The 11,738-nt window shown below is 67.3% G+C and carries 10 protein-coding genes; 7 read left to right on the top strand and 3 right to left on the bottom strand.

Annotated features, from left to right (window positions below; translation table 11 throughout):
• Positions 1 to 2: 2 nt before the first annotated feature.
• From G6N32_RS04810 to rpmF, 3 genes are all read right to left on the bottom strand, one after another.
• Positions 3 to 1,547 (bottom strand): HAMP domain-containing sensor histidine kinase, encoded by a 1,545-nt coding sequence (locus tag G6N32_RS04810; RefSeq protein WP_115317063.1) that lies wholly within the window; start codon positions 1,545 to 1,547, stop codon positions 3 to 5.
• Positions 1,547 to 2,233, bottom strand: coding sequence for a response regulator transcription factor (locus G6N32_RS04805; RefSeq protein ID WP_036346178.1), 687 nt, complete (start codon positions 2,231 to 2,233; stop codon positions 1,547 to 1,549). Before G6N32_RS04805 ends, G6N32_RS04810 begins: the two co-directional genes overlap by 1 nt.
• Positions 2,234 to 2,314: 81 nt before the next feature.
• Positions 2,315 to 2,488, bottom strand: a complete 174-nt coding sequence (gene rpmF / locus G6N32_RS04800) for a 50S ribosomal protein L32 (protein WP_005139771.1) — start codon at positions 2,486 to 2,488, stop codon at positions 2,315 to 2,317.
• A gap of 209 nt (positions 2,489 to 2,697) precedes the next feature.
• Between rpmF and G6N32_RS04795 the strand changes: the two genes are divergently transcribed.
• The 7 genes from G6N32_RS04795 (at position 2,698) to G6N32_RS04765 (ending at position 11,737) form a co-directional block, all read left to right on the top strand.
• Positions 2,698 to 4,380 carry an acyclic terpene utilization AtuA family protein gene (locus tag G6N32_RS04795; protein ID WP_115318828.1) on the top strand — a complete coding sequence of 561 codons (1,683 nt, stop codon included), beginning with the start codon at positions 2,698 to 2,700 and terminating at the stop codon, positions 4,378 to 4,380.
• Positions 4,377 to 5,534 carry an acyl-CoA dehydrogenase family protein gene (locus G6N32_RS04790; RefSeq protein ID WP_115317065.1) on the top strand — a complete coding sequence of 386 codons (1,158 nt, stop codon included), beginning with the start codon at positions 4,377 to 4,379 and terminating at the stop codon, positions 5,532 to 5,534. The genes G6N32_RS04795 and G6N32_RS04790 overlap by 4 nt, the downstream gene beginning before the upstream one ends.
• Positions 5,531 to 7,126 carry an acyl-CoA carboxylase subunit beta gene (locus G6N32_RS04785; RefSeq protein ID WP_115317067.1) on the top strand — a complete coding sequence of 532 codons (1,596 nt, stop codon included), beginning with the start codon at positions 5,531 to 5,533 and terminating at the stop codon, positions 7,124 to 7,126. The genes G6N32_RS04790 and G6N32_RS04785 overlap by 4 nt, the downstream gene beginning before the upstream one ends.
• Positions 7,080 to 9,107: an acetyl/propionyl/methylcrotonyl-CoA carboxylase subunit alpha gene (locus tag G6N32_RS04780; RefSeq protein ID WP_172507208.1), complete on the top strand. Its 2,028-nt coding sequence runs from the start codon at positions 7,080 to 7,082 to the stop codon at positions 9,105 to 9,107. Before G6N32_RS04785 ends, G6N32_RS04780 begins: the two co-directional genes overlap by 47 nt.
• Positions 9,104 to 10,270: an acyl-CoA dehydrogenase family protein gene (locus G6N32_RS04775; RefSeq protein ID WP_115317070.1), complete on the top strand. Its 1,167-nt coding sequence runs from the start codon at positions 9,104 to 9,106 to the stop codon at positions 10,268 to 10,270. The genes G6N32_RS04780 and G6N32_RS04775 overlap by 4 nt, the downstream gene beginning before the upstream one ends.
• Before the next feature lie 29 nt (positions 10,271 to 10,299).
• On the top strand, positions 10,300 to 11,076 hold the full coding sequence (locus G6N32_RS04770) for an enoyl-CoA hydratase family protein (protein ID WP_115318829.1): 777 nt from the start codon (positions 10,300 to 10,302) through the stop codon (positions 11,074 to 11,076).
• A 64-nt stretch (positions 11,077 to 11,140) separates the two neighbouring features.
• Positions 11,141 to 11,737, top strand: coding sequence for a DUF1707 SHOCT-like domain-containing protein (locus tag G6N32_RS04765; protein WP_115317072.1), 597 nt, complete (start codon positions 11,141 to 11,143; stop codon positions 11,735 to 11,737).
• Position 11,738: the final 1 nt, after the last annotated feature.

The following is an 11,738-nucleotide window of genomic DNA, read 5'->3' as shown; positions in this document are numbered from 1 at the left end:
CACTACTGAGAATCGACTGAGATAACACTCGGTGCACCGTTGGGTTTTTTCTCATGAAACCGGCGATCACCAGTGGTCCTGGCGATTGTGGTCGCGTTTTCGCTTTCGGCTGAATCGTCGGGGTAGGCGTCCGCGGAGATCGGCAGGCCCGGCAGCAGGACGAAGAACGACGTGCCCGGCGGCTGTCCGCCCGGGACGGTCTCTCCGATGCGGATCATGCCGCCATGCTTGACCACGACCTGTTTGACGATCGCCAGACCCAGCCCGGACCCCGGCATCGCCCGCGCGGACGCCGATCGGTAGAACCGCTCGAACACCAGCCCGCGTTCCTGCGGGGGGATTCCGGGCCCGTAATCGGACACCACGAGTTCGGCGTGCGCGGCGTCCACCTGGCGGAGCCGGACGCCGACGTGTGCGCCCGACGGGCTCCACTTCGCCGCATTGTCAAGCAGATTGACCACTGCCCGCGACAGTCCGGCCGGATCGCCGTAGACCTGCCATCCGACGACGTCGACGTCGAACTGAACATCGTTGCGGCGCCTGCGCGCCCGCTCCAGACTGCGGTCGACGATCTCGCTGAGGTCTACTGCCTCGTGGACGAGTCCGCCGGCGTCCTCGCGGGTCAGGTCGACGAGATCGCCTACCAGAGTGGACAATTCCTCGATCTGACCGATCACATCGGTGCGCAGGTCGGCCATCTCGCTCTCCGGCAACCGCGGGGCACCCGGCTTCATCGACGCCATCAGCAGCTCGACGTTGGTGCGCAGTGATGTCAGCGGTGTGCGCAACTCGTGCCCGGCGTCAGCGACCAGCCGGGCCTGCCGCTCCCGCGATTCGGTCAGCGCGCGCAGCATCGTGTTGAACGTCTCGGTGAGCCTGGCGAGTTCGTCACTACCGAAGACCGGGATGGGACGCAGGTCGTCGGTGCGCGCCACCCGCTCGGCAGCCTCGGTGAGCCGGGCCACCGGCCGCAGACCGGTCCGCGCGACCATCCCGCCGGCGATCGCCGCGACCACGACGCCGATTCCGCCCACCGCCAGCAGGACCCATTTCAGCTTGGTCATCACGGCGTTGGTGGGCGCCAGGCTCTTGGAGATCAGCAGTGATCGATTGTCGGGCAGGTGCACCGCCAGCACCCGCTGGTTGCCGACGGTGCGGCGGGACATCAGCAACTCGCCGCTGATGACGGATTTCTCCGGCTCGCCGACCGGTAGCTTCTGGCCTTGCTGATTCGCGGTGTAGGTCGAGCGGCCCGGGTTGACCAACATCGCGTTGACGTCGGAGTACGCGGTGCCCTCGATGGCCTTACCGGGGTCGGCGGCCAGCGAACCGCTGGCGATGAGCAGGCTCGCGCGGCTCTGGAGTTGGTTGTCGATGTCGGTGTAGAGCGCGGCGGACACCACCGCATACACCGCGACCGCCATCAGCACGACGACCATGGCCACCATGGACATGGCCAGCAGCATCACCCGCCATCGCAATGACAACGATGACGTCGGTTCTTCCGGCGCCCGCTCAGCCCGCGCGCGCCGCCTCAGTGGTGACATCAGGGCGGTGTCTCACGCAGCACATAGCCCACACCCCGCACGGTGTGGATCAGCCGCGGCTCTCCTTCCGCTTCAGTCTTTCGGCGTAGGTACCCGACGTATACCTCCAGCGCATTGCCCGAGGTCGGGAAGTCGAAACCCCACACCTCCTCGAGGATGCGGCTGCGGGTGAGCACCCGTCGCGGATTGGCGATCAGCATCTCCAGCAACGCGAACTCGGTCCGGGTCAGGCTGATGGCGCGTTTGCCGCGATGCACCTCGCGGGTCACCGGATCCAGCGTCAGATCGCCGAACGTCATCACAGCGGAATCGGACTGCTCCTCGGGGCCGGTCCTGCGCAGCAGCGCGCGCATCCGGGCCAGCAACTCTTCGAGGGCGAACGGCTTGGGCAGATAGTCATCGGCACCGGCGTCCAGGCCGGCCACCCGCTCGGACACCGAGTCGCGAGCGGTCAGAACCAGGATCGGGAGATCGTCACCCGTGCTGCGCAGCTGACGACACACTTCGAGGCCGTCCAACCGCGGCATCATCACATCGAGCACGAGCGCATCGGGCCGGTCATTGGCGATCGCGTCGAGAGCTTCGACCCCGTCCTGCGCCAGGTCTACCGAATATCCATTGAAGGAAAGTGACCGGCGCAACGACTCGCGCACAGCGCGATCATCATCAACGACAAGTATTCGCACAGCCACAGTCTCAACCCAACGCCTGAGATTGGCCTGAGAGGCACGCCGCGCGAGCAGGCAATTCGCGGCCGGCGAACGGCGTCAGCGCTTGTCTAGATCGATCAGTCCGAGGCGCGCAGCCTTGAGCAACCGACGGGGAACCTTGTGCTGGCGACCGCCGACGGAAACGTTGACCAGACCGGTGGCCTCGGCCTTCCACTGCGCGCGCCGACTGCGGGTGTTCGCGCGCGACATTCTGCGCTTGGGCACAGCCATGACGTGCTTCTCCTTGATCAGGGGTGTCGCCGCGCAGAGACTCTGACATGCCGGCGGCCAACAATTGCATCTCAGGATAGCCGCTCACCTGCGTCGGCTCCAAAACACCCGGGCCGAGTGACCGCAACCCTTGACGGGGAACCGGCGGTCCCAAGTAACCTACCGGTTGGTTGGCCAATGAAGGGAAGACAGCGCGCGTGGCAGATGCGGTGCGGATCGGTAACTGTTCGGGCTTCTATGGTGACCGCCTCGGCGCGATGCGCGAGATGCTCGCCGGCGGCGACCTCGACTACCTGACGGGCGACTATCTCGCCGAGCTCACGATGCTCATCCTGGGCCGGGACAAGATGAAAAACCCCGACCGTGGCTACGCCAAGACGTTCCTGACCCAGCTCGAGGAATGCCTCGGACTCGCCCACGAGCGCGGGGTCCGCATCGTCGCCAACGCCGGCGGGCTCAACCCGGCCGGGTTGGCCGATGCAGTTCGCGGGCTGGCCGAGCGGCTGGGCATTCCGGCAAAGGTCGCCCACGTCGAAGGCGACGACCTTCTCCCCCGCGCCTCGGACCTTGGACTGGGCTCACCGCTGACCGCCAACGCCTACCTGGGTGCGTGGGGCATCGCCGACTGCCTGACCGCCGGCGCCGACATCGTCGTCACCGGCCGGGTCACCGACGCGTCGGTGGTGGTCGGTCCGGCCGCTGCGCATTTCGGCTGGGAACGCTGCGACTACGACCGATTGGCAGGAGCGGTGGTGGCCGGCCACGTCATCGAGTGCGGAGCGCAGGCCACCGGCGGCAACTACTCCTTCTTCACCGAGATCGCCGACCTGGGCCATGCCGGCTTCCCGCTGGCCGAAGTCCACGCCGACGGCTCCTCGGTGATCACCAAACACTCCGGAACCGGCGGGCAGGTGAGCATCGGCACCGTCACCGCGCAACTGCTCTACGAGATCGGCGGCGCCCGCTACGCCAACCCCGACGTCACCGCCCGGTTCGACACGATCGCACTGTCCGACGACGGCCCCGACCGGGTGCGCATCAGCGGCGTACGCGGTGAGCCACCACCCCCCACACTGAAGGTCTCGCTGAACAGCATCGGCGGGTTCCGCAACGCGGTGACGTTCGTGCTCACCGGGCTGGACATCGAGGCCAAGGCCGCCTTGGTGCGTGGCCAACTGGAGTCGGCCCTGCGCGTGAAGCCCGCCGAGATGGGCTGGACGCTGGCCCGCACCGACCACGCCGACGCCGATACCGAAGAGGCGGCCAGCGCACTGCTGAGCTGTGTCGTGCGCGACCCGGATCCCAAGACCGTGGGTCGCCAATTCTCTTCGGCTGCAGTCGAACTCGCGCTCGCCTCCTACCCGGGTTTCACCTCGACCGCGCCGCCGGGCGACGGGCAGGTCTACGGCGTGTTCACCCCGGGCTACGTGCCCGCGAGCGAGGTCGAGCAGGTCGCGGTGCGACCGGACGGCAGCCGCGCCGAGATCGCACCCGCGGCAACGACCGTGGAACTCGCCGATGTCGAGCCGCCCGCGTTGCCCGAACCACTCGCGGGCGGCCCGGTGCGTCGCGCGCCGCTGGGCACGATCGCCGGGGCACGCAGCGGCGACAAGGGCGGCGCAGCCAATGTCGGTGTCTGGGTACGCACCGACGACCAGTGGCGCTGGCTGGCGCATGCGCTGACCGTGGACAAGTTGCGTGAATTACTTCCCGAGACAGCCGATCTCGCAATCACCCGGCATCTGCTGCCGAACCTGCGTGCGGTCAACTTCGTCATCGACGGCATCCTCGGACAGGGTGTCGCGTATCAAGCGCGGTTCGACCCGCAGGCCAAAGGTCTTGGCGAGTGGCTGCGAAGCCGGCACATCGACATCCCGGAAGAGCTTCTGTGAACATCTGGAACACCCCCGAACGCCAGCAGCTGCGCAAGACGGTGCGCAGCTTCGCCGAACGCGAGATCCTGCCGCACGTCGAGGAGTGGGAGCGCGCCGGCGAACTCCCCCGCGACCTGCACCGCCACGCCGCGTCCGCCGGCCTACTGGGCGCCGACCTCCCCGAGTCGGTCGGCGGCGGCGGTGGTGACGCCGCGGACTCGCTGATCATCTGCGAGGAATTGCACGAATCCGGCACGCCCGGCGGCGTTTTCGCCTCGCTGTTCACCTGCGGTATCGCGGTGCCACACATGGCCGCCAGCGGTGACGAACGGCTGATCGAGAAGTTCGTCCGGCCCACGCTGGCCGGCGAACTGATCGGCTCGCTGGCGATCACCGAGCCCGGCGGCGGCTCCGACGTCGGCCACTTGCGGACCACGGCCGTTCGGGACGGGGATGACTACGTCGTCAACGGGGCGAAGACCTACATCACCTCTGGGGTACGGGCTGACTACGTCGTCACCGCTGTACGCACCGGCGGCGCCGAATTACCCGGGGCGGCCGGGGTTTCGTTGCTCGTCGTCGAGAAGGGCACACCGGGCTTCGAGGTCACCCGGCGGCTGGACAAGATGGGCTGGCGCTCCTCCGACACCGCCGAGCTGTCCTATACCGACGCCCGAGTTCCCGCGGCCAACCTCGTCGGCGCCGAGAACACCGGCTTCGCTCAGATCGCGCAGGCCTTCGTCTCCGAACGCATCGGCCTTGCGGCTCAGGCGTATTCGTCGGCCCAGCGCTGCCTGGACCTGACTCTGCAATGGTGCCGGGACCGTGAGACGTTCGGACGGCCGCTGATCTCCCGGCAAGCTGTACAGAACACACTGGCCGAGATGGCTCGCCGCATCGACGTGGCGCGGGTGTATTCGCGCCATGTCGTAGAACGGCAACTATCGGGCGAGACCAATCTGATCGCCGAAGTGTGCTTCGCGAAGAACACCGCGGTGGAAGCCGGCGAATGGGTGGCGCACCAAGCCGTTCAGCTCTTCGGAGGGATGGGATACATGACCGAGTGCGAGGTCGAACGCCAATACCGGGACATGCGGATCCTGGGTATCGGCGGCGGAACCACCGAAATCCTCACCGGCCTGGCGGCCAAGGCACTTGGATACCAGGCATGACCGCGCTGAAGAGCACCCTCGACCCGAAGGCGCCGACCTATGTCGAGGCAGCCGAGGCGATGAGCGCCAAACTCGCCGAGATCGACGGCGAGCTGGCCAAGGCGCTGGCCGGCGGCGGCGCCAAGTACGTCGACCGGCATCACGCGCGCGGCAAGCTGACCGCCCGCGAACGCATCGAACTACTCGTCGACCCCGATTCGCCGTTCCTGGAACTGTGTCCGCTGGCCGCATACGGCAGCGACTTTCAGGTCGGCGCCAGCCTGGTGACGGGCATCGGCGTGGTGGAAGGTGTCGAGTGTCTGCTGGTCGCCAACGACCCCACCGTCAAAGGCGGCACCAGTAATCCCTGGACGCTGAAGAAGATTCTGCGGGCCAATCAGGTCGCATTCGAAAACCGGCTGCCGGTGATCTCACTGGTGGAGTCCGGCGGTGCCGATCTGCCGACGCAGAAAGAGATCTTCATCCCGGGCGGTCAGATGTTCCGCGACCTGACCCGGCTGTCCGCGGCGGGTATCCCGACGATCGCGCTGGTGTTCGGCAACTCCACCGCAGGTGGCGCCTACATCCCCGGCATGTCCGATCACGTGGTGATGATCAAGGAACGCTCGAAGGTGTTCCTGGCCGGGCCGCCGCTGGTCAAGATGGCGACCGGCGAGGAGTCCGACGACGAGTCGCTCGGCGGGGCTGAAATGCACGCGCGGGTATCGGGTTTGGGCGACTATCTGGCCGTCGACGAGGTCGATGCCATCCGGATCGGCCGGCGCATCGTGGCCCGGCTGAACTGGACCAAACAGGGTCCGGCGCCGCGCCCGGTCGTCCCGCCGCTTGCCGATCCCGACGAACTGCTGGGCATCGTGTCGGCCGATCTGCGCATCCCGTTCGATCCCCGAGAGGTGATCGCGCGCATCGTCGACGGCTCAGATTTCGACGAGTTCAAAGCCATGTACGGACCGTCCCTGGTGACCGGCTGGGCGAGCCTGCACGGCTACCCGGTGGGCATCCTGGCCAACGCCCGCGGGGTGCTGTTCAGCGAGGAGTCACAGAAAGCCACCCAGTTCATCCAGCTGGCCAATCGATCCAACACGCCACTGCTGTTCCTGCACAACACGACTGGCTATATGGTCGGTAAGGCGTACGAGGAAGGCGGGATGATCAAGCACGGCTCGATGATGATCAATGCCGTGTCCAATTCGCGCGTCCCGCACATCTCGCTGCTGATCGGCGCCTCCTACGGGGCAGGCCACTACGGCATGTGTGGGCGCGCCTACGATCCCCGCTTCCTGTTCGCCTGGCCGAGCGCCAAATCCGCGGTGATGGGCGGCGCGCAGCTGGCCGGCGTGCTGTCCATCGTCAATCGGGCGGCCACCGAAGCCCGCGGCGGGGTCGTGGACGAGCAGGCCGACGCAGCACTGCGCGCGGCAGTCGAGGCGCAGATCGAGGCCGAGTCGCTGCCGATGTTCCTGTCCGGCCGCATCTACGACGACGGGGTGATCGATCCCCGTGACACCCGCACCGTTTTGGGAATGTGTTTGTCCGCCATAGCCAATGCACCGATCGAGGGGACGTCGAACTTCGGCGTCTTCCGGATGTGAGTTCCTCGTGATCACTAAGGTTCTCGTCGCCAACCGTGGCGAAATCGCCCGCCGCGTGTTCGCCACGTGCCGCCGGCTCGGCATCGGCGCGGTGGCTGTCTACACCGACCCGGACGTCGACGCGCCCCACGTCGCCGAGGCCGACGCGCGGGTCCGACTCGAGGGCACCAACGCCTACCTCGATGCCGCCCAGATCATCGCCGCCGCGCAGGCCTCGGGTGCCGACGCGGTCCATCCCGGATACGGATTCCTCTCCGAGAATGCCGATTTCGCGAAGGCGGTGATCGACGCCGGGCTGACCTGGATCGGGCCGCCGGTAGCCGCCGTCGCGTCGATGGGCTCGAAGATCGAGGCGAAGAAGATGATGGCCGCCGCCGGGGTACCGGTCCTCGACGAGCTCGACCCCACCACGGTCACAGACGCTCAGCTGCCGGTTCTGGTGAAGGCGTCAGCAGGCGGCGGCGGCCGCGGTATGCGGGTGGTGTCCGACCTGGCCGAGCTGTCTGGCCAGGTCGATGCCGCACAGCGCGAAGCCCAGTCGGCGTTCGGCGATCCGACGGTGTTCTGCGAGCGGTATCTGCCCACCGGTCACCATGTCGAGGTCCAGGTCCTTGCCGATCAGCACGGCACGGTCTGGGCAGTCGGCGAGCGGGAATGCTCGATCCAACGCCGGCATCAAAAGATCATCGAAGAAGCGCCCTCTCCGCTCGTCGAGCGCGTTGCGGGCATGCGGGAGAGGCTGTTTGACGCCGCCCGGCTGGCGGCGGCCGCGATCGGCTACACCGGCGCCGGCACTGTCGAGTTCCTGGCCGACGACGAGGGCGAGTTCTACTTCCTGGAGATGAACACTCGGCTGCAGGTCGAGCATCCCGTCACCGAACTCACCACCGGCCTGGACCTCGTCGAGCTGCAGCTGGCGGTGGCCGACGGCGAGCGGCTCGGCCCACAGCCCCCGCTCGCCCGCGGCCACTCGATCGAGGCCCGCATCTATGCCGAGGACCCCGCCAAGAACTGGCAACCGCAGGCGGGGCGCCTTCATCAGTTCGAGGTACCAGGTGTGACAACCACTTTCGGCCTCATCTCCGACACCGGCATCCGGCTGGACTCCGGTATCGATGGCCAGGCGACAGTGTCGATCCACTACGACCCCATGTTGGCCAAGGTGATCTCCTACGCCCCCACCCGACGGCGTGCCGCCCAGGTGCTCGCCGCCGCATTGGCCGGTGCCCGGCTGCACGGCATCCGCACCAACCGCGATCTGCTCGTCAATGTCCTTCGCCACCAGGGCTTCCTGGACGGCGCCACCGACACCGCATTCTTCGATACCCACGGCTTGCCCGACTTGGCCCGCCCGCTGGCCGGTGACCGTGCGACGCGGCTCTCGGTTGTCGCCGCCGCTCTGGCCGACAGTGCCCACAATCGCGCCGGCGCACGGGTACTGGGCGAGATTCCCAGCGGCTGGCGCAACGTCGTGTCGGGGAATCAGGTCAAGAGCTACTCGGCCGGCGAGCAGGAACACCAGGTCAGCTACCGAGTCACCCGCGATGGGGTGGTCCTGCCCGACGATCCCGGTGTGACGGTGTTGTCGGCGCGGCCCGACCAGGTCGTACTGGCTGACACGGGGGTCGCCACCGCGTTCAGTGTGAGCCGTTACGGCACAGAGGTATTCGTCGACTCGCCGCTGGGCCCGGTTGCGTTGACCGTCGTGCCCAGATTCCCCGAACCGGGCTCGGCCGTCGAGAAGGGCTCGTTGCTGGCACCCATGCCGGGGGCGGTGATCCGGCTCGGTGCGGCCCTGGGTGACACTGTGACGCTCGGCCAGCCGCTGGTCTGGCTCGAGGCGATGAAGATGGAACACACGATCACCGCGCCCGCCGATGGCGTGGTGACCCAACTGGAGGTCAGCGTCGGCCAGCAGGTCGATGTGGGGACCGTCCTCGCCCGGGTGGAGAACCCGGACACCGGAGAGGGAGACACATGACGGACACCGGCTTCATCGAGAGCGCCGAACGCCAGGAACTGCGCAAGGCCGTCGGCGCGATGGCGGCGAGCTACGGCTCGGACTACTACCTGGCCAAGGCGCGTGCCGGTGAGCACACCGACGAATTATGGGCCGAGGCAGCCAAACTCGGATTCGTCGGGGTCAACCTTCCCGAGGAGTACGGCGGTGGTGGCGCAGGCATGTACGAGCTGTCCCTGGTGATGGAGGAGATGGCCGCCCACGGCTGCGCGTTGTTGATGCTGGTGGTCTCACCGGCGATCAACGGCACCATCATCAGCAAGTTCGGCACCGACGACCAGAAGAAGCGCTGGCTGCCCGGAATCGCCGACGGTTCGATCACCATGGCTTTCGCCATCACCGAACCCGACGCCGGCTCGAACTCGCACAAGATCACCACCACCGCGCGCCGCGACGGCAGTGACTGGGTTCTGTCCGGTCAGAAGGTGTACATCTCCGGCGTCGACCAGGCCCAGGCCGTACTGGTCGTCGGCAGAACCGAAGAAGCCAAGACCGGCAACCTCAAACCGGCGTTGTTCATCGTGCCGACCGACACCCCGGGCTTCAGCTTCACCAAGATCGATATGGAGATCGTCAGCCCGGAAAGCCAATTCCAGGTCTTCATCGACGATGTCCGGCTGCCCTCAGACGCGCTGGTCGGCTCGGAGGACGCCGCGATCGCGCAGTTGTTCGCCGGCCTGAACCCGGAACGAATCATGGGTGCGGCCAACGCGATCGGCGCGGGACGCCACGTGCTCGGCAAGGCGGCCGAGTACGTCAAGACGCGCCAGGTGTGGAGGACGCCGATCGGCGCGCACCAGGGCATCGCGCACCCGTTGGCACAGAACTACATCGAGATCGAACTCGCGAAGCTGATGATGCAGAAAGCTGCCGCGCTCTACGACGCCGGCGACGACTTCGGTGCAGCCGAGGCGGCCAACATGGCCAAGTACGCCGCCGGCGAGGCGTCGACCAAGGCGGTCGACCAGGCCGTGCAGTCCCTTGGCGGCAACGGGCTCACCAAGGAGTACGGCGTCGCGTCGATGCTCACCGCGTCCCGGCTGGCGCGCATCGCTCCGGTCAGCCGGGAGATGATCCTCAACTTCGTCGCTCAGACGTCGCTCGGCCTGCCCCGGTCGTACTGATGACAGCCGGCGGGCAGGAGCGAAGCGACATGGGGAATGGAAGCAGCCTCGTCACCTACGCCGTCGACGGCCACGTCGCCCGGCTGACACTCGACTCGCCGCACAACCGTAATGCGCTGTCCACCCGGCTGGTGGAGCAGTTGCACGCCGGATTGCGGGAGGCGGCCGCCGACCCGGCGGTGCGGACCGTGGTGCTGGGTCACACCGGCGGCACGTTCTGTGCCGGTGCCGACCTGAGCGAAGCGTCGGGCGGCGACCCCTTCGAGACCACCGCCGCGCGGGGCCGCGAGATGGCGGCGGTCCTGCGGGCGATCGTCGAAGCACCGATGCCGGTGGTGGCGGCCATCGACGGCCACGTCCGAGCCGGCGGACTGGGTCTGGTGGGTGCCTGTGACATCGCGGTCGCGGGCCCACGCAGCACGTTCGCGCTGACCGAGGCGCGCATCGGGGTGGCTCCTGCTGTCATTTCGCTGACCTTGCTGCCGAAGATGACGCCTCGCGCGGCCGCCCGCTACTACCTCACGGGTGAGACGTTCGCCGCACCAACCGCCGCCGAGATCGGTCTGATCACCCTGGCCGCCGACGACCTCGACACGGCGATCGCAGGCATCGTCGCCGACTTGGGCCGCGGCTCCCCGCAGGGGCTGGCGGCATCGAAAGCCTTGACCACCGCCGACGTTCTGGCCCGCTTCGACCGCGACGCCGAGAATCTGGCAACCGAATCGGCCCGGTTGTTCGTGTCCGAGGAAGCGCACGAAGGGATGCTCGCGTTTCTGCAGAAACGCGAGCCGCGCTGGCTGCGATAACACAGGCGTGAGAGAACAGCGAACACTCTTGCGGTTGCCGATCAGAGTCGTACCCTCGTAAGCGATGAGCAACTTGACACCGCGGGACGCATCGACGCGGGCTGCTGACACAGACCGTATTCAGGTTGCGCAATTGCTCACCGAGGCTGCCTCTCGGGGCCGTCTGGCGCTCAGTGAATACGAGCAACGGCTGGCGAAGGCGTACGCCGCGCAGACCTATGAGGAGCTCGATCGGCTCACCGAGGACTTGCCGGAGGCCGCCGACGCCTCGAATCGGCGCGGTGCGTCGAATCCAGCTCCCAAGACGCTTCTGCTGGCGATCCTCAGCGGGTTCGAGCGCCGCGGCCGCTGGAACGTTCCGGGCCGGATCACCACCTTCACCCTGTTCGGCGGTGGCGTTGTCGACCTGCGCTATGCCGACTTCACGTCGGCGAACGTCGAGATCCACGCGTATTCGATCATGGGTGGCCAGACCATCCTGCTGCCGCCGGAGATCAATGTGGAGGTCCACGGGGTCGGCGTGATGGGTGGCTTCGACCACGACGTCGACGGCCCGGGTACGCCCGGTGCGCCGAAGGTCACCATTCGGGGCTTCTCGTTGTGGGGCGGCGTCGGCGTCAAACGCAAGAACCGCAAGCCCAACGCTCCCGAGTCCCGCTGAC

Origin of the sequence: Mycolicibacterium aichiense (genome assembly GCF_010726245.1) — a bacterium.
Classification (GTDB): domain Bacteria; phylum Actinomycetota; class Actinomycetes; order Mycobacteriales; family Mycobacteriaceae; genus Mycobacterium; species Mycobacterium aichiense.
This window is presented reverse-complemented; position numbering and strand designations above follow the sequence as displayed.